General features: G+C 47.8%; 17 protein-coding genes. 9 read left to right on the forward strand and 8 right to left on the reverse strand.

The genetic code is table 11. The features are described from left to right. Positions 1–27 precede the first annotated feature (27 nt). The 3 genes from ACODJP_RS10730 to ACODJP_RS10740 are packed head-to-tail and all read left to right on the forward strand — an operon-like array spanning position 28 to position 4,324. Positions 28–1,413, forward strand: coding sequence for a bifunctional folylpolyglutamate synthase/dihydrofolate synthase (locus ACODJP_RS10730; protein ID WP_422481344.1), 1,386 nt, complete (start codon positions 28–30; stop codon positions 1,411–1,413). Next, the gene (locus ACODJP_RS10735; protein WP_422481346.1) at positions 1,404–2,888 is read left to right on the forward strand and encodes an NFACT RNA binding domain-containing protein; all 1,485 of its coding nucleotides are present in this window, start codon (positions 1,404–1,406) and stop codon (positions 2,886–2,888) included. Before ACODJP_RS10730 ends, ACODJP_RS10735 begins: the two co-directional genes overlap by 10 nt. Then, positions 2,876–4,324, forward strand: coding sequence for a hypothetical protein (locus ACODJP_RS10740; protein ID WP_422481348.1), 1,449 nt, complete (start codon positions 2,876–2,878; stop codon positions 4,322–4,324). Before ACODJP_RS10735 ends, ACODJP_RS10740 begins: the two co-directional genes overlap by 13 nt. Here ACODJP_RS10740 and miaA read toward each other — a convergent pair. The 8 genes from miaA to ACODJP_RS10780 all read right to left on the reverse strand — a co-directional run bounded on the left by miaA (position 4,307) and on the right by ACODJP_RS10780 (position 11,464). Continuing rightward, the gene (gene miaA / locus ACODJP_RS10745; protein WP_422481350.1) at positions 4,307–5,221 is read right to left on the reverse strand and encodes a tRNA (adenosine(37)-N6)-dimethylallyltransferase MiaA; all 915 of its coding nucleotides are present in this window, start codon (positions 5,219–5,221) and stop codon (positions 4,307–4,309) included. The genes ACODJP_RS10740 and miaA overlap by 18 nt on opposite strands. After that, positions 5,205–5,402 (reverse strand): hypothetical protein, encoded by a 198-nt coding sequence (locus tag ACODJP_RS10750; protein ID WP_422481352.1) that lies wholly within the window; start codon positions 5,400–5,402, stop codon positions 5,205–5,207. Before ACODJP_RS10750 ends, miaA begins: the two co-directional genes overlap by 17 nt. Positions 5,403–5,444: 42 nt before the next feature. Next, the gene (gene cmk, locus ACODJP_RS10755; protein WP_422481354.1) at positions 5,445–5,999 is read right to left on the reverse strand and encodes a (d)CMP kinase; all 555 of its coding nucleotides are present in this window, start codon (positions 5,997–5,999) and stop codon (positions 5,445–5,447) included. A gap of 13 nt (positions 6,000–6,012) precedes the next feature. Next, the gene (locus ACODJP_RS10760) at positions 6,013–6,882 is read right to left on the reverse strand and encodes a YicC/YloC family endoribonuclease (RefSeq protein ID WP_422481356.1); all 870 of its coding nucleotides are present in this window, start codon (positions 6,880–6,882) and stop codon (positions 6,013–6,015) included. 2 nt (positions 6,883–6,884) lie between these two features. After that, positions 6,885–8,342 carry a UDP-N-acetylmuramate--L-alanine ligase gene (locus tag ACODJP_RS10765; protein WP_422481358.1) on the reverse strand — a complete coding sequence of 486 codons (1,458 nt, stop codon included), beginning with the start codon at positions 8,340–8,342 and terminating at the stop codon, positions 6,885–6,887. A gap of 71 nt (positions 8,343–8,413) precedes the next feature. Further along, positions 8,414–8,584, reverse strand: a complete 171-nt coding sequence (locus ACODJP_RS10770; protein WP_422481360.1) for a hypothetical protein — start codon at positions 8,582–8,584, stop codon at positions 8,414–8,416. A gap of 71 nt (positions 8,585–8,655) precedes the next feature. Next, the gene (locus ACODJP_RS10775; protein ID WP_422481362.1) at positions 8,656–9,750 is read right to left on the reverse strand and encodes a hypothetical protein; all 1,095 of its coding nucleotides are present in this window, start codon (positions 9,748–9,750) and stop codon (positions 8,656–8,658) included. Beyond that, on the reverse strand, positions 9,740–11,464 hold the full coding sequence (locus ACODJP_RS10780; RefSeq protein ID WP_422481364.1) for a DNA adenine methylase: 1,725 nt from the start codon (positions 11,462–11,464) through the stop codon (positions 9,740–9,742). Before ACODJP_RS10780 ends, ACODJP_RS10775 begins: the two co-directional genes overlap by 11 nt. A gap of 18 nt (positions 11,465–11,482) precedes the next feature. Here ACODJP_RS10780 and ACODJP_RS10785 point away from each other — a divergent pair, with 18 nt between their 5' ends. From ACODJP_RS10785 to serS, 6 genes are all read left to right on the forward strand, one after another. Then, a complete protein-coding gene (locus tag ACODJP_RS10785) occupies positions 11,483–13,003 on the forward strand; it encodes a Mur ligase family protein (protein ID WP_422481366.1) in 1,521 nt (506 codons plus the stop codon). Beyond that, positions 12,993–14,129: a D-alanine--D-alanine ligase gene (locus tag ACODJP_RS10790; RefSeq protein WP_422481368.1), complete on the forward strand. Its 1,137-nt coding sequence runs from the start codon at positions 12,993–12,995 to the stop codon at positions 14,127–14,129. Before ACODJP_RS10785 ends, ACODJP_RS10790 begins: the two co-directional genes overlap by 11 nt. Positions 14,130–14,132: 3 nt before the next feature. Next, the gene (gene dinB, locus ACODJP_RS10795) at positions 14,133–15,296 is read left to right on the forward strand and encodes a DNA polymerase IV (RefSeq protein ID WP_422481370.1); all 1,164 of its coding nucleotides are present in this window, start codon (positions 14,133–14,135) and stop codon (positions 15,294–15,296) included. Positions 15,297–15,373: 77 nt separating this feature from the next. Further along, positions 15,374–15,880: a tRNA (uridine(34)/cytosine(34)/5-carboxymethylaminomethyluridine(34)-2'-O)-methyltransferase TrmL gene (gene trmL, locus ACODJP_RS10800; protein ID WP_422481372.1), complete on the forward strand. Its 507-nt coding sequence runs from the start codon at positions 15,374–15,376 to the stop codon at positions 15,878–15,880. After that, positions 15,798–16,697, forward strand: a complete 900-nt coding sequence (gene proC / locus ACODJP_RS10805; protein ID WP_422481433.1) for a pyrroline-5-carboxylate reductase — start codon at positions 15,798–15,800, stop codon at positions 16,695–16,697. Before trmL ends, proC begins: the two co-directional genes overlap by 83 nt. Positions 16,698–16,719: 22 nt before the next feature. Continuing rightward, on the forward strand, positions 16,720–18,000 hold the full coding sequence (gene serS, locus ACODJP_RS10810; RefSeq protein ID WP_422481374.1) for a serine--tRNA ligase: 1,281 nt from the start codon (positions 16,720–16,722) through the stop codon (positions 17,998–18,000). The last annotated feature ends 6 nt before the right edge of the window (positions 18,001–18,006 follow it).

Consider the following 18,006-nt stretch of genomic DNA (forward strand, 5'->3'; position numbering starts at 1 on the left):
AGGTGGTCCCTGCATTACAGTTACCGCATGAAATTCAACGATTTCGATCAGTTCTGCACCTATATGGAATCCTTCATCAATCTCGAAAAGAAGAATAGCGGTTATACGGTAAGACTCTATCGTCTGGATCGGATGAGGGCGCTGTTGGACCATATAGGCAATCCCCAGGAATCCTTCAAGACAATCCATGTAGCTGGTTCGAAGGGGAAAGGTTCTACTGCAACCTTCCTTGCCAAGGGCTTGGAGGCCATGGGATTCAAGACGGGGCTCTATACCTCACCCCATCTGATAGATTACCGGGAACGCTTTACCCTCGGAGGAACGTTTTTTTCCGAAGAGGAACTCATCGCAGCGGCCAATATATTGGTAAGACGACTAGAAGGTTTTACATTCACCGATGAATGGGGGACCGCCCAACCTACCGCCTTTGAGCTGTATACAGCCTTCGCTTTCACATTGTTTTCTTCAACCGGTTGCTCATGGGCTGTAATAGAGACTGGGCTCGGTGGAAGATTAGATGCTACTAACACCATTTTGCCCGTCGCATCGGTAATCACACCCATTGAGTTGGAACATACGGCAATTCTGGGAAATACGATAAGGCAAATAGCAACAGAAAAATCGAAAATCATAAAACCTGGTATCCCTGTCTTCATTTCCCGCCAAAAAGAGGAGGGACGAAACGTTTTCGTCGAAGAGGCCTTGGCACAAGGAAGCCACTTGTATGACCTTGAAGCAGAGGTGGAATCCTTGGCTACTAGAACAGCAACAGAAGGTGAGCTAGTGACTGTACAATGGACCCATGGAGGGAAAACAAAACTCACTCTCGCCATGCCCGGAGAAGTACAAGCAGAGAATTGTGCCCTTGCCCTTCTGGTGTTGAAGACTCTTGGCTTATACCGTGAAGGAGATACAGAAAAAGCTCTTGAGAAAGCAAAACTACCAGGAAGGATGGAAATTATCAGTCAATCTCCTGCAATTGTTCTAGATGGAGCCCATACAGTGGAAAGTCTCAGACATCTGCTCAATTCATTCTCTCAACTCTATGGAAAACAAGGAAATACCGTAGTGTACGGCGTATTGGAGGACAAAGATCATCTCCACATGACCCAGCTTCTGCTCCCATTGTTCGACCATATCATTGTATCTAGACCAGGAACATTCAAAAAAAGTGATCCAGAGGCTCTCTTCGTGCTTCTGCAACAGGAGGTTGGCGAAATGCGCGATCCTCCCCGACTGTATCTGGAAATGGAGGCTGAAAAAGCTCTCACACTTGCCCTTGACTTGACCGATGACCGGCATGCCATCCTCTGTACGGGATCTTTTTATCTCGGTGGAGAAATGGCGAGAGCCTATCGCAGAATTGAGGAAAGGCAGCTTCATGCTGCCGGTGAGGTTCTCCCATGTCCATGAATTGGCGTGAGATCGCATTAATCTTGAGCGAACTGCCTATGGAGGGCAGCCTCATACAACGGGTAAACCAGATAGGCTTCCATGCGCTTACTTTTGAGCTTCACCACCCGAAAGAGGGTTTCTGGCAGCTCTATGTAGAAGTAGGAACGCCAGACTCACGAATCCATCGTCTCACGGGAGCCGCCACCTATTACCGCAAGCAGAAGACTGCTAAACTTCAACGTTTCATTCAGTATATGCGTGCCCATATCGAAGGGGGCAGAATTGTCGCGGTCTCCCAACCTCACCGTGACAGAGTAGTACAGCTCAAAGTCACCCACTCGGGAGAATTCATGAATCTGATATTCCGATTCTATAGCGGTCCTGGAGCCAACGTACTCGTCTGTGATGACCAGATGGTGATCAAGGAACTGTTGTATCGTCGTCCAAATCGGGAGGAGACTGCTGGTCATCTGTTCAAAATGCCCGAAGAACAGAAAGAAGAGGATGATGGTCGGTTCCCCGTGCGGGAGTACCCACGAGAGAACACATTCAATGCCTATATGGAACACCTCTATGGAACCCAACAACAGCAGGAGAGTCCGCAACAACTGATCAAACAAGTAGAGAACCTTCGGGATACGAAGGTGGCACAACTGCAAGCTCAATTACGTCAGGCGGACTTTCGAGTAGAAAAAAGCGGTGGTTTTGACAGTTATCGAATAAGCGGGGATCTCTTATCGGGTGCAACGCATCTGGTAAAACCGCAAATGGAATGGGTCGAGGTTCCCGATTATACCAGCACGGAAGAACAATCAATTGCAACTATTGCACTTGATCCCACCCTCTCTGCTGGCGAGAATATCGCTAATTATTACAAAAAGTACCAGAAGGGGAAATCGGCATGGGAACATGCTAAACGCGAGCAAGAGGAAATTCAAGCTCAACTGCAGAAGACTGTTGATTATTTCTCAGATCTTCTTACACCCGAAGAGGGAGAAGAATATCCCGATCTGAAAAAGTTGAAGGAGGTCCTCAAACCTCCAAAGACAGATCAAGGTGTTATAAAGAGAGATCCCTATGCAGATGCCCCTGGATTGCGATTTACATCTTCAGTTTTCACGATCCTTGTAGGTAGGAATGCAAAAGAGAATGAGACACTGTTGAGAAGGTATGCAAAGGGTAATGATTGGTGGCTCCACACCAGGGATGTTCCAGGAGGTTATGTGATTATAAAACATATCGCCGGAAAGACCGTCCCTCTTGAGACTCTCTTGGATGCAGGCAACCTCGCTCTTCTTTTCTCGAAGGCGAAAGGAGCGCGGAAGGCTGATCTCTATTATACCCAGGTCAAATATCTTAAACGACCGAAGGGAGGCAAACAGGGCTTAGTATTACCCACTCAAGAGAAAAATCTCTTTGTCCAATTGGATGACGGGCGCATCAGAAGATTGTTTTCAGACAGCGAGGTAGGAGTTGAAACATGGACAACATAAGTATTTGCCAAACTACCATACATGGAAAGAAGATGACATCGATCTGCATAGGAGAAGCCTCTGGCGACCTCCCCCTCCATCTCATGACGGGAGAAAAAGCTGTCGGCCTCATTGTGCATAGAGACACCGTCGAACCGTGGCTTTGGGAGGCAATCAGAGATCGGGATGGGAAACGGTATATCGACGGTCCTGCCCTGCCATTGATCCCTTTCGTTGAATTGTCCAAATCCCTCCGAAATGAAGCGCTCCAACGATTACATCAATTGGCGACGGCTTTTATGAAGGTACCTGCAAATTTCATCCGTCCCTCAGGCGGGATGATAGAAACATGGCGTATCTTTTTCCTTGAAAAGGAAGGTGTGCTCATCCTACCCGTAGAGCTTTCACAGATCATGCTCTATAGCGTATCGGAAGAGACTAAATTCACCCATGTGAGTCGATATATGAAGCCAGACACTGAGCCTCCGTTCGGCCTGTGCCACCAGTTCTCGCAGTTCCTTTACCTCGCATGCGCTGGTTTCGCTCCTTATGAGGCTCCAGACGTTAGGGAGGACCACTTCCGCCATCTCCCCCTCTCAACCGGATTTAGTGGTATAGATGCCAATTTAGCACAATGGATAGATCATACTCTCTCCATGGAACCTAAAGAACAACGGGAGACCGTATCTGCCGCCTATAGTGCTGAGGATAATCTGACTTGGTTTCTTGATTCGACTGCGACCTTTCGTTGGGACCCCCAATATGATACGGTTGCCTGGGAAGATGTCGTAGAAAAATCTCCTTCTGTTGGTACGTTTGTTCAACAACAGAGGAAACGAGCCGACCGAAGAAGATTCCTCCGAAGACGCGGAGCTTTATTGGCTACCATTGCACTGATTTCCATCTTGGTACTCACAACCGTTGGAAATATGGTATATGATGCGCTACAACCACCCTATACTGCCAGCATGTCGGCATATGAAGTGGTTGAGGAATTCTTTTCTTCCCAGAACAATCTCGATCTTACGAAGATGGATGCAAGCCTCACCCGCTCTGCCAGAAACCCATTTGAGACAGAAGTATCTTCCCTATTTGTAAATACGAAGGTCAGGCAGGCCTATGAAGGATTCAATGCGGTAATTCGTGCAGATCAGTGGATTGCAGAGGGGAGACCTCCCATACCAGAATCTTCATTAGTGTACGGTGTGGTTAATCTCGATATAGTGGCGAAAGAGGACAACCGCTACAGGGCAACGTACCTGATCTACTATCCCTCGGCAGAACCAGATGAGGAGGGGTTTCCCACAACGGTGGATGTGATTGAACGGGTGACCGATTTCCAACTTACACAGGATCGGGGATTTTGGCAGATAGAAGAGATTACTCCCATCGAAGCAACCAGGATTGGTGTCGAAAAGTTAACGACCCACCCAAGAGATCTATTGATTGTCGATTAATTTGCGAATCGTGTCCAAATTATCTGGGTGCACCCAATGGACTCCGGGAAGGCTCTTAAAAAAGGTCATCTGACGTTTTGCATAGAGTCTGCTGTTTCGAACGATAAGATGGGCTATAGCTTCCCTATCCATGGAAGGATGTTCTGCACCAATGAAAAATTCTCGATACCCAATCCCTTGCATACCTGGCCAATCGGGTTGAGCTCCCATAGCCAACAGCTTTTCGAACTCTGCCTCAAGGCCTTGGGAGAACATTTGTTGAACCCTGGCTGTGATCCTCTCATCAAGCTCGCTTCTATCACGCTGAAGACCAATTATCACCGGATCCAAACCTTCTCTCGCTTTCGTGGGGACGTGGTAGCTTGAAAGTGGTCTTCCAGAGCTCTCATACACCTCCAAAGCGCGGGTAATCCGGTATCCGTCTGCCGGATGTATCCTGCTTGCAGAGATAGGATCTATTTCAGAAAGATGTTTATGGCACCAAGCCAATCCACGATCGGATGCCAGTTGAGCTATCTTTGCTCGTATTTCGGGATCGCTTTTCGGTGATTCGGGAAGGCCAAAATAGAAGTGTTTGAAATAATAGGCTGTTCCTCCGCAAATAATAGGAACCTTTTTCTTCTCTTTGATAGAAGCACATGCTTGGTCGGCCAGATTGACGAATTCTCCGACTGAAAATTGCTCCCACGGATCTTTGATATCTATGAGATGGTGGGGGATCCGGGACATAAGTCCAGGCTCGGGTTTAGCCGAGCCTATATCCAAGTGGCGATAGATTTGTTTGGAATCGGCGTTGACCACCTCATAGCCTTGGGCAAAAAGCTGCTCAAGAAGTGCAGTCTTACCCACGCCGGTGGGACCAAAGAGAAAGAGCAGTCGTCTACTCCTTGTCGTCAACGGAATATTCGATATCCTCCAGCAACACCCTTTCGAGAACTGTGGAAACTACTTTGCCGTTGTTGTTTTCAATCTCCTCATCCCCATTCGCGGCGAGGACATTGGCGAGACTGACGGCTACACAGGTCATCTCGTACACATTGTTTTCTTTGTCTACAAGTACATCTAACGGAATGCTCAAAGTGGTTCTCCTTAGAACGATATGATTTCAATCGTAACTTCACTATAATAGAGTATTTCTATCTGTTTGCCTAGAGGGGTCAGAGAGCTTGGCGACCTCAGCTAGAATCAATGATGCGACCTCATCTGATGAGAGTTCATCGGTTTCAATCACCAGATCGGCGACCGAGGGATCGGTATTGTCGATCCCATAGATACGAAGGTACCGTCCCGTATCGTTCTCATCACGTTTTTCAGTTTCCCGAAGGCGCTGTTCAAAGGTCCCACCCTCTCGTCTAAGAATCCGAGAAGCTCTCTCTTCTGTAGATGCGGTGAGATAGACCTTCAGATCGGCCTCCTTGAGCATCCAGATCGCCAATCTACTACCCAATACGCAGTTAGGTTGCTCTAGCGCCATTGCCACTTGCCGTGCATCCAATTCCCGGTCTATAGAATCATCTTCCTGTGCCATCCGGCAGAAATCCCAGAAGTCGACTCCCCTCTCCCGGGCTAAATTACGGAAAGTGAAGTTTATCAACGGATATCCAAGCCTTTCAGCAACTAATGTACTGACTGTTGTGTTACCACAGCCACTCTTTCCCGAAATCGCTATTCTCATGTAATGCTCCGCATCATTCGATATTCCTCACTTGTTCTCGTATATTCTCGAGACTGTCCTTCATCTGTACCACTTGTTGGTTGATCTCGACGAGTATACTCTTGCTTCCGATTGTATTAATCTCCCGATTCATTTCTTGGGACAAGAAGTCAAGTCGTTTTCCTACAGGCTCGGCTACATTGAGGAGACTTTTGAGTGCCTCAATATGCGTCTGCAGACGAACGATCTCCTCATTTACCGAATACTTGGACAAGAGGATTGCCACCTCTTGCATGAATCTATTCTCATCATATCCTTTTGAGCCTAGCATTTCGTCGAAACGCGTAATCAAATTGTCCTTAAGTTTCTGCTCCAAAGTACCAGCGTAGGATGCTACCACACCAAGGCCTTCCTCCAACTGTCTAGCCAATCTGGTCAGATCATCCCTCGTAGCTGCACCTTCACGCTCCTTTGATTCCCGAAATTGTAGTAAAGCCTGATCCAACAACTCCATCAAAGGAGCCTCATAACGGGAGACTTCGGTATCCCGGACAGAGACTACCACTCCCTCAGCTGCCAAGTAGTCACCAAGGCTTGGTTCCTGTTTTGACCCAACAAGTCGTGTAATCCTCTCGAAAGCCTGCCGATACTGAGGAAGGACTCCCTCATCCACATGAAGATTAAGATCGATGTTAATCTGTTTCAACCGCACCGACAGTTCAACCCTTCCTCTACTGACAACCTCCTTGATCAGTCGATCCATCTCCTGTTCGAATCGGGATAGGCTGTTAGGCAAGGTATGGACAATCTCCAAATATCTATTATTATACGATTTGACTTCAACGGTAAGCAAAAAATCGTCGGTAAGTCGCTCGGCATAGCCATACCCGGTCATGCTCAGCATAATCAGCTCCTTTGCCTCGCGGCTATACGCTTGGCGAGGCCATTATTGTTTCCGGCTCCCATCGTAACGCAGACATCACCTGGGCGCAACAACCCGCTAGCTATATCAATAACCTCATCTTCGGTCTGTGCAAAGTAACCCTCTGTAGATCCTGCCAAGGAACGACCGAGGTCGATAGATTCGGCAGGGCTTCCATCACCTCTTGCAGAGGCATACACTGGACGCACTATGAGGAGGTCCGAAACACTGAGAGCCTCGACGAATCCATCAAAGTACGCCTTTGTGCGAGATACCGTATGGGGGTAGAAGATAGTCAGTATCCTTCTCTCCCCATATCGTGATCGCAATGTTCGTAAGGCAACGGTCACTTCGGTAGGATGGTGGGCATAATCATCGATATATACGATTCCATTATCGCTAAAGAGCTCCTCTAGTCGACCTGCGGTTCCGGGAAACGATTCGGATTCTCTCTGCAATGCTGGGAAAATTGGATTTGTCACCACATCCATTGCATGCGCGATTGGAATGTGGGAATCGGCCATTACCATGCAACTGGCGAGCAATGCCGAACCCACAGTGTCCAGACTGAGCGCGACAGAACCTGGCCGCCCATGAAAAAACCCATCCAAAGGAGAGAGGCTGAATGACGACTCATACCCATCGTCGGAAAAACCCGATAATCTCACCATGCTGGAGGGATCCTCACCATATGTGATCAGCAGAAGATCACTCCTGTGCTGTCTTATCCAATCAATCAAACTTCGACTCAATGGAGAATCGGTACCACAGATACAAGGTGCCTTTATCGGTAGTTTTTCGACTAACCTTTTGAATGAATACAATACATCTTCGGGAGTTCCAAACCAATCGGGATGATCATGTTCTATGGTAGTGACGAGCAATCCCTGCAATTGATAATCCAAAAAGTGATCGTGGTACTCACATGCCTCGAATAGAGCTACAGTACTCTTGTGTGTACGGATCGTATTCATTGGCCCCACAGGCTCCCCTTTGAGGTGGGAACCGTACAACGAACAGTAGGACAATCCGGTATGTTTGAGAACCCATTCAGCACAACCGGTCGCTGTAGTTTTGCCGTGTGTTCCAGCAACAGCATAACTATGCATTCTACTGCTCATGAGAGCCAACCATTCGGGATAACTATAGATAGGTATACCCTTCTGAGCAGCTAAACATATTTGGGGATGTGTCTCTTTCGGATATGCAGCCGAATGAATAAGGATATCACAATCCTGTGGTAACAGTTGAGGCTCAAATGATTCGAAGATCTTAATTCCCAGTTGTTCTAACAAGGCATCGGTAGAAAACCGCTGAGCAACGTCGGAGCCGACTACCGTGGCGCCCCAACCTACCAATGCGCGCACAAGTGAGGCCATACCGGTTCCTTTTATTCCGACAAGAAACAATTTCTTTTGATGAATGAAAGAATCGAAACCCATGGAGCCTACCTCACTATGCGAAAAAAAAGACTGCCCGATTGTGACAGTCTCATGCAGGTATACAATCGTACTTATTTAGCGTTCTTGTACGTTGCGTTGCACTGCTTGCAGATCATTGCCTTGGAACCGTCGACTTCGTGTTCATATACGACTTTGATACCGGTTCTCTTACAGACCGGACATGTTCCACGGCCACTGGAAACCTGATCCCTGATACCTGACCCTCTATGTGCTTTTGCCATGAATTACTCCTTGCGACATGTGTTCAATACGGTATGACTATAGTGAGCAAGGAAAAGATTGTCAAGCACAGTCATAGTTTCCAGTGAACTCCGGCCGTGAGTCGTACCGGCTGGCTACCCAAGGGTATTGCGACTACGATATCGGAGCCGAAGTCTCCCACTTGGCCTCCGATTCCAGTAGTGACCTCTCCATTACCGTCGAGCGAGAACAACGATTCGTCCACAGGACGATATTCGGAGTATCCACCACGAATAGCGACCCAAAGATTATCCAAGAATTGTACCTTTGCCTCCACACCCATCCTGACCGATCGTTTGTCGGAATCCCCGAGATCGACGAAATCGGTCATTGCATTGACCACCACGAGATTCAACTCATTGTTAGCATCGAATTTCGGAGAGGTAAAGGCTAGACCGACCGCTGAGCCCCTAAAAATATCGGTAATATCGAGGACCAGTTGATTGGTCTGCTCATCAATGGTGAAGAGAGAATTTGACAGTATACCGATTGATAACCATGGATAGGAGATGAGCATACCAATACCAGAGGAGAAAAGCCCACCGGTATCGGTAGCCGGATCGTAGCGTTCGAGATAGGTCCGGCTAAGATAATCCAACAATGGACGTTCTTGTCGTATTTCGACGTCCCGTTCTGTCATAGTTCCCCCACTGGCATAGAAACCGAGTGAGATAGAATTCCACCCATAGCTTCCCGTAAGCTGGATACGTGAAAGGTTGTTTGCAGTGTAGGATTCCCTGTCCGAGGGAAGTATACCCCCTGTATCATCCTCATCTCTGATAAGGACATTTCCCAAACCGATGGATAGTGCCACATATCGATTGTGGAATAGGAGATCGAAGCTAGCTCCAGGTTGTTGTATCCAAGGTATCGGATTGGGTGCATCACCCTCCTGGCCTAAAGACTCCCCGTACCTCATACCGATCTTGAACTGGGAAATATCGGATCTGAAAAGTGCTGCCGGATTGGCAAAGAAGGCACCAGAGGTCTCACTTGAAGCAATGCCCGCCGAACCCATTGCGAGAAATCGGAGGTTAGAGAAGCGGTCAATTGACTGTTCTGTGGATGCGCTCTCGGCTCCAATAAAGCCGCCGAATAGAAGAAAAATGAACATCCAAAGTATCGGTATTCCCCACCTACGCTTCACCAATTATTGCCTCCCTTTCCCTATCATACGCCAATGTGAAGAAGGATGACAATCGTTTGGAAAGGAGGGTTGTTGAAGAATCGGCAGGCCCAAGATGCTCCAACAGACCGACGAGTCTGCTTTGGAGATCCTTGACCTGAGACCTTTCCATCGATGCTACCATGCGGCGCAACAAAGAGAACAACCTCTTTTCCAATCTAGCTCTACCAATACCATCGACTAGCGTAGTACCGTTCGCACAAGAGAGAAGCAATACTGTGAGACCTTGCTCTTCGGTTTTACATACCTGACTCTCCAAGAACTCTACCTTCTCATTCAGCTCATCGGGAGAGAATCCCATGAGCGTCTCTGTATTTGGCAACCCATCGAGCACGATGCCGCCTATGAAAGAGAATGGGGGGTAGTCAAGGGCTTTCCTAAAGACAGCAGAGAGTAGAGAATCGAGCCTTTCCACCATGGGGAGCAAATCCAATCCGTTACCGACAGGAAGATAAAACCCTTTAGGCTTTCCTGTAATGAAGACCTGCTCAATATGTCGTTTCCCATCGGCCGATTGCCGCCCTCCCTGATTTCTTTTCACGAGAGGAACTACTGTTACCGGTGCATTCCGAACACTGAGCAACTCAAGGATACGGTCGCTATCGACCACCGATCGTGTAGGATAGGTCAATACGATATGCCTTGCGTCAATCCGCTCAAGAAGATGGATAAAGGCCTTATCAGCATGTTTAATACTGCAAAATGGACTATATGTCTGTTTCCAGTCCTTCCGTATCCCAGAACGATCGGTCAGTTTTCCATCTTCATCCAACTTCTGTGAAGGTTTGTAATTATCCCAGAGGGTAATAGAATTGAGCATATGGTAGGAACTACCATACTGGTGCACGGTTGCAGGAGGGTCGAGATAGCAGATATCAGCACTCGACCGACTGACGAAATCGGCGGCATCGCCAAGGTGCATCTCTCCACAGTGAATATGTTCATCGGGTAAGAGCGGTGCTTGGAGCATACAGGGTTCGACTATCCTCGTTCTCACAGCCTTGGTAGCGGTATAGAACTGTTTATGGTAAGAGGTGAAACTTCCAGAGGTATTGGCCTTCCGGGATGCTTCAAATAATATCGCGGCCAACACGACAGCCTTTTCCTGTGCAGTGATCCTTCCCTCCAACCAACTCTCCTCAATCTCCTCTCTCACTACATCGAGATACCTGGCATTCGCCGCAGTGAAGAAGAGTCTCTCTTTGTTTGCATCGTAGTGAGTATCGGACTGTGGAGCGTAGTATCTACTTATATATGGCTTTTTCACACTATTGCCGGTCTGTGAAGCATAAAGCCCCTCCAGATGCAACATGGACAGATAGGCATCGATCCCGCCCATTTCGGTAAACATACGGGTAAGATGCCCACTATGCATAGTCAGGTAGACATGGTTCAGAATATAGGAAAAAGGTTCGACATCGTTGGCACGAACATCCATACCAAGACTTCTTGCTATCCTGGAAACAGCGCCCGAACCACAGAATGGATCAAGGAATACCGGTGTACCGGTTAATGGGGCTAATGACGATATGATAAGCCTTAATTGATCTCCCAAAGAGCGTTTCGATCCTACCAGTGAGATCAGCTGGTCCGTTTCATACCGGGGAAGCGAAAGTGACAAGGAAGTCTCCTTTTTCCATCCCGACTTGCCAATCGAGGTGAACACTGGTACCATGCATCCTAAAGGTACCCGATGAAAAGACTATCAGTGTTATGGGCAAAAGGCAAGGTCCGTTCTGAATGCAGAATCCATGGTAATGCGGATCCTATCATTGAAAAGGTTACATTCTCTTCGCAATCGTGTACCCCTCATTCGGTATTCATCGCATTCACAGGTATACATATCGATGCCCATACCTTTATCGACCAAGCGATCGGACACGGTGCTGCTGTAATCGTGCATGAGAAGGAGCTCGCTTCATACGACAGTACGGTAGTGTATATACAGCATCCGAATCCACGCAGGATCGCATCTCTTTTTTGCAGGGCATTGGCAGATCCCTTACCAGAGCATATTATCGGGGTAACAGGGACTGATGGAAAATCGAGCACCTGTGAATTCTTGTACCATTTCATGAATGAGGCCCACATCAAGTGCGGTCTTCTCTCCACCATTTCCATGGATGACGGAACTGGAAAAGTACCGAGCCCCTACCGCCAGAGTACCCCAGAGGTGCCCCTACTCTACGACTTTCTCTCCCGATGCAAGGCCAATGGTATCCGGATCGTGATCCTTGAAGCAACCAGCCATGGGTTATCGGAACAAGCTGCTCGCCTCGTCGATATACCCTTTGCAGGAGCCATTTTCACCCCTATTACCAGTGAACATCTTGAATTTCACGGTACGATGGAAGCGTATGTTGATGCGAAAATGAACCTTGCCCGTCAAGTAGGCAGTTCTGGCCATATTGTCATACCAGCTGATTTTTCCTATCGGAAACAACTCAAGCAGAACGTGAAAGAGGACGTAACGATCCATAGCTATGCAGGAAAATCCTATCAAAACCCTACCGATTTGCGCTACGAGAGCCTGGCAGTGGCTATCGATGAGAGAAAAGTACACGCTATCCATCCGAAAGCCGAATCCCTTACATGCACGATTCCCTTTGGGCAAGAGTGCTACACCCAAAATGCCATGGGAGCATACCTCTATCTCATTGAATCGGGATTATGGGAGACACCCGGATATTCCCGTCCACTTCGTTTGCCGGCTATCCCGGGGAGGTTTGAAATTGTCCAGTCGGCACTACCCTTCACTATCGTTGTCGATTTTGCTCACACTGCAAACGCTTTCGAATTATTGTTCACCCATGTACGCAATCACGCTCCACAAGCACGTATCATAGCGTTGTTCGGAGCTGCCGGTGAGCGTGATAAGTCAAAGCGATTTCCCATGGGATCTGTTGCTGGGAAATACTGTAATGCGGTATTCCTAACTGATGAGGACCCCAGGGGAGAAGATTCCTCAACTATCTTGGACGATTTGGAAATGGGCATACGTTCGGTAAACGCATCCCTGTCCGTACTGCGTATCCATGACAGACAGAAGGCGATACAGAAAGCATTAGAATTTTGTAAGCCAGGTGATGTATTGCTCTTACTAGCTAAAAGCCATGAGAAATCGATAGCCTACAAGGATCATAGTATCGATTGGGATGAGAGGATGGTTGTAGAGAAATTGATCAGCGAAAAGGAAGCAGATTATGAGAGATAGTTTACGTGTTGCGGTAGTGTACGGAGGAGAGTCGGTTGAACACACAGTATCTTGCCGTTCTGCAGCCACGATCTGCAGGAATCTGCTATCACTTGGCCATACCGTGATACCTATCGGTATTTCACGTGATGGAAGGTGGTCTGTCCAAGACTGCGATTTTGAAGATCCTGATGATCCACGTATCCGATTCAACGAATCTAAAGAGGTTTGCATACGTCCCGGAAAGGGATTGCATCTCATGGCTAAAAGAGAAGCATTGGGAATCGATATCGTTTTCCCGGTAACCCATGGAACGAATGGTGAAGACGGAAGATTGCAGGGCCTTCTCGATCTAGGACGTATTGCCTATGTAGGATGTGGTTGTACAGCATCTTCCAATGGTATGCACAAATATTTCTCAAAAATCCTAGCTAGAGAGGTAGGTGTACCGACATTGCCGGCAATGGTTCTGGATAAGAGGAGAATCGATCTCATCCAAGACAGTGAAGACCCCTATCTTGGGCATCTCGTGCAGGAGATCGCTCTCAGACTGGCCAACCATATCGTGGTAAAACCAGAAGACGGAGGATCGTCTATCGGGATATCGGTCCTCCATCCTATTACTCCACAGAATCTCCTTAAGGCGATGCAAGAGACGGGACGATACTCCCAAAACATCATGTTAGAACCTTGGATTGATCATGTTAAGGAACTGGAAGTAGCTGTATTGACCGATGGTGATGCTATCGAAGCAAGTGATCCGGGACTTCTGATTGATCCTATGCGGGAACATGAGCACATTACGACCTACGAACAAAAATATCTCGCTACGGATTGTGCGTATATACAGATACCAGCTCCAGTACCTGCAGAAACAGCGACACAGATAAGCCAATATGCCATAGCAGTAGCCAAGAGTATCGGAATAGAGGGGTATGCGAGGGTCGATTTCTTCCAAGATCCATCCAACGGAGCAATCTATTTCAATGAAATCAACACACTTCCAGGAATGACGGGAAAGAGCCATTTCCCCCTCCTAGCTAACTCTATCGGGTATGATTGGAACCGTTTGCTCCAAACCCTGATCCAGGAGGGACTGTCTTCCCACCAACGAAAACATGCCTGCGATACGGTGGCAGTGGAGTAATCGATGCAAACGGTTTGGTTCCATGTTGACATGGATGCATTTTACGCATCGGTTGAACAACTCGATCATCCCGAATATCGTGGTAAGGCTGTTATCGTTGGCGGCACGGGAAATCGTGGAGTAGTATCAGCTTGCTCCTATGAGGCAAGGAAATTCGGAGTCCACTCGGCAATGCCGATGTATCAGGCTCTTCGATTGTGCCCACATGCTATCCGTACAGGTGTCCATATGGAACGGTATAGTGAGATCAGCAGACAAGTAATCGAAATACTGCACTCCTTCAGCCCTGTTGTACAACAAATATCGATAGATGAGGCATTTTTGGATATGAGTGGTACCGAACGACTGTTCGGAACTCCACGTCAAGCTGCTATGCTTCTCAAGAATCGGGTAAAAAATGAGACGAAACTGGTTATTAGCGTCGGAATCGGACAAAGCAAGTTCATCGCGAAGATGGCTAGTGACTACGATAAACCGGACGGCCTATGCAGGGTCTCTCCCGGAAAAGAGATTGCTTTCGTGGATGCTGTCGGTTTGAAGAAGCTGTGGGGAATTGGCGACAGCACACTTAAAAATCTTTCCAAGCATGGAATCGCAACCACAGCACAATTGCGGGAGTATGAGGTCACACATCTGCAACGGCTCTTTGGTACTGCAACCGGCTCCTACCTCCATAAAGTAAGCCATGGCATCGATCCAGGCGTCCACACTGGTGAAACGAAATCCCGCTCCATTAGCACAGAGACAACATTTCCTGTAGACATCACAGAGGGAGCGGTCTTGGAACAGAATCTTCTAGGAATGAGCCATGATATCATGTTCCGCGCATTGAAGGAAAAATTAACTAGTCAAACAGTGGCGATAAAGATCCGATTTTCCGATTTTTCTACCATCAGCGCACAATCGACTCTGGATAATCCACTCTACTCTGCGATGCAGGTATACACCCTTGCCAAGGAATTGTTGAAGAGCCGATGGCATGAAGGGCAACCTGTGCGCCTCTTGGGTGTTGGACTGCATAATGTGATCGGATCATCAATTCCGATGCAACAAGAATTGTTCGACGATCCCAACAAGAAAAAGCGGGAGTTGGAGGAGGCCATACTTGCACTCCGCTCAAAAGGACGCCCGTTACAAAAGGCCAGTCTCCTAAAACCGAAGGAATAGGCCTCTGGACTCCCCTTGCAGGGGGTTTGCAATGGTGGTAAAGTAGCTAGGAATCTGCAAATGGAGGAGATGTCGCCATGGGGCTCCATATCGTATTGTTTGAACCTGAGATACCGCAGAATACGGGAAATATCGCGAGGACCTGTGCTGCGATCGGAGCCACTTTGCATCTGGTACATCCTTTGGGGTTCACTATAACCGATAGGAAACTCAAACGAGCAGGTCTCGACTATTGGCATCTACTGGATATACACCACCACGACTCGGTGGAGGATTTCTTATCGCTGTATAAAGATGGGCCTTTGTGGTTTTACACGACAAAGGCAACTCATACCTATGCCGATGTCACCTATGGGGAAGATGCGTATCTTGTCTTCGGAAAAGAGAGTGCAGGCATCGATGAATCTATCCTTGTCCGCTACCCCGATAGGTGCATTCGTATTCCCATGCGAGAAGGAGCCCGATCGCTCAATCTGTCCAATAGTGTAGCCATAGGTGCCTATGAGGTTGCCCGTCAGCAGGAATTTGCGGCTCTCAAGAGGGCTGGAAATCTCCACCATTTGGCATGGGAAAAATCTGTATGATCATCAAAGAGGGAGAATAGCTATGAAGAAAATGGGATTCATCGGTTGTGGAAATATGGGAGGAGCTATCATCAGAAGTGTAGCACCTGCTGGACTTTGGGATGTATTGGTTTACGATCTCCAGACCGATTTGGCGAAAGCTATTGCTAAGGAAACGGGAGCCGATTACCGCAATTTCGATGATTTAATGATCCAGTCGGACATCGTGGTATTGGCTGTGAAACCCCAGATATTGCCTGAGCTCTATGAAAAACTCGCCTCATACAATGATAAGATGTACATATCTATGGCCGCTGGTATCGATCTGGATACATTAGCTCAGAAATTGGGTACTACGAGTGTATCAAGGATCATGCCTAATATCGCAGCTGCAGTGAAGAAGGCTGTAACTGCCGTAGCTGTCCATCAGGAGGCAGAAGAGGAACTTTCCCGTATCGTGATGACCTTCGCCGAGACATTCGGCTCAGCGCATGCGCTTCCTGAAAAGTATTTCTCAGCATTTATAGGAGCCTCGGGATCTGCTATAGCGACAGCTTTCGAATTCCTACACGGGATAGCTATGGGAGGAGTCCATGAAGGTCTTCCCTACACCACTGCTCTCGGTCTCATCTGTGATACCGTGGAGAGTGCGACCGCATTAGTACGGCAGACAAAGAGACATCCTCAGGAATTGCTGACCCAAGTCTGCTCTCCTGGTGGTCTTACGGTGAAGACTATGCAGGTATTGTATGAAAATGGATTCGCCGGTACCTTGATGGAATCGGTAGAAGCGGCAAGCCAGGGTGCAATTGCCATGGAAGAGAAGAATAAGAACTGACCTAAAACCAACGAGGAAAACCATGATTGATCTGAAGGATTTGAAATCGAGACGACAAGAGATCGCAGCTAATATCGCCAACAGGGGAATGCAGATCGATCTTGAAGCTATCATAGCGTTGCAGGACCAACGATCTGTCCTCTTGCAGGAGACAGAAGCACTTCGGGCTAGACGGAACGAAAATGCAACTAAGATGAAGTCAAAGATGGATAGCGAAACCAGAGCTACTCTCATAGCGGAAGGAAAATCCATAAAGGAAGAAATCGCCGTAAGAGAGGAGCAATTGCAACAGGTCGAAAGCTCCTACATCTCGCTTGCGAAAACTATCCCGAACTACGCTCATCCGGATGCACCGGTAGGAAAATTGGATACCGACAATCTAGAAATCAGTCGTTGGGGTGAACCTACCCGACTCGATTTTCCACCTAAGGATCATGTCCAGCTGGGAGAGGAACTGGATCTTATCGATTTTGATACTGCAACTCGCGTATCAGGAGCAAAATTCTATTACTTGAGAAACGAAGCGGTAATCTTGGAACTCGCATTGGAACGATACGCTCTCGATATCCTAGTAAAGCATGGTTTTACCCCCACAATTACCCCCGATATAGCAAGAGAAGAGGTGCTTGAGGGAATCGGATTCAATCCCCGGGGAGAAGAGAGCAATATCTATACGATCGAGGGTACCGATACCTGTCTGGTTGGGACTGCCGAGATTACCCTTGGAGGTTACCACGCGGGGAAAATCCTCTCTGAGAGTGAATTGCCGATCAAGTTGGCTGGATTGTCACACTGTTTTCGAAGGGAAGCCGGAGGCGCAGGACAATATTCTAAAGGCCTCTACCGAGTTCACCAATTTTCCAAGGTGGAAATGTTCGTGTATAGCCTTCCAGAGGATGCTGAGACTATCCACCAACAATTGCTAGCGATCGAAGAGGAAATATTCCAGGGTTTGGGAATTCCCTACCATGTAGTAGATACCTGTACAGGAGATTTAGGAGCCCCTGCCTTCCGAAAATATGATATTGAGGCATGGATGCCCGGTCGTGGAGAATCGGGAGAATATGGTGAAGTGACGAGTACCAGCAATTGTACCGATTACCAATCCCGTAGACTGAATATTCGTTATCGCGATGGGCAAGGGAAAATTCGCCATGTCTACCTACTCAATGGAACCGCTATTGCAATTTCACGGGCTCTGGTAGCCTTGCTCGAGAATTTCCAAAGAAGTGATGGATCGGTAGGCATTCCAGAAAAACTGATTCCCTATACCGGATTCTCCGAAATCCGTAGGGATCGATAAGGAGGC

Source organism: Pleomorphochaeta sp. DL1XJH-081 (assembly GCF_049310885.1).
Taxonomy (GTDB): Bacteria; Spirochaetota; Spirochaetia; order Sphaerochaetales; family Sphaerochaetaceae; genus CAYZJV01.

Bases quoted from the DNA above. Each gene is read 5' to 3' on its own strand.
- ACODJP_RS10730 (WP_422481344.1), top strand. From the start codon at position 28: ATGAAATTCAACGATTTCGATCAGTTCTGCACCTATATGGAATCCTTC.
- ACODJP_RS10735 (WP_422481346.1), top strand. From the start codon at position 1,404: ATGTCCATGAATTGGCGTGAGATCGCATTAATCTTGAGCGAACTGCCT.
- ACODJP_RS10740 (WP_422481348.1), top strand. From the start codon at position 2,876: ATGGACAACATAAGTATTTGCCAAACTACCATACATGGAAAGAAGATG.
- cmk (WP_422481354.1), bottom strand. From the start codon at position 5,999: ATGAGAATAGCGATTTCGGGAAAGAGTGGCTGTGGTAACACAACAGTC.
- ACODJP_RS10760 (WP_422481356.1), bottom strand. From the start codon at position 6,882: ATGCTGAGCATGACCGGGTATGGCTATGCCGAGCGACTTACCGACGAT.
- ACODJP_RS10765 (WP_422481358.1), bottom strand. From the start codon at position 8,342: ATGGGTTTCGATTCTTTCATTCATCAAAAGAAATTGTTTCTTGTCGGA.
- ACODJP_RS10770 (WP_422481360.1), bottom strand. From the start codon at position 8,584: ATGGCAAAAGCACATAGAGGGTCAGGTATCAGGGATCAGGTTTCCAGT.
- ACODJP_RS10780 (WP_422481364.1), bottom strand. From the start codon at position 11,464: ATGGTACCAGTGTTCACCTCGATTGGCAAGTCGGGATGGAAAAAGGAG.
- ACODJP_RS10785 (WP_422481366.1), top strand. From the start codon at position 11,483: ATGAAAAGACTATCAGTGTTATGGGCAAAAGGCAAGGTCCGTTCTGAA.
- ACODJP_RS10790 (WP_422481368.1), top strand. From the start codon at position 12,993: ATGAGAGATAGTTTACGTGTTGCGGTAGTGTACGGAGGAGAGTCGGTT.
- dinB (WP_422481370.1), top strand. From the start codon at position 14,133: ATGCAAACGGTTTGGTTCCATGTTGACATGGATGCATTTTACGCATCG.
- trmL (WP_422481372.1), top strand. From the start codon at position 15,374: ATGGGGCTCCATATCGTATTGTTTGAACCTGAGATACCGCAGAATACG.
- proC (WP_422481433.1), top strand. From the start codon at position 15,798: ATGAGGTTGCCCGTCAGCAGGAATTTGCGGCTCTCAAGAGGGCTGGAA.
- serS (WP_422481374.1), top strand. From the start codon at position 16,720: ATGATTGATCTGAAGGATTTGAAATCGAGACGACAAGAGATCGCAGCT.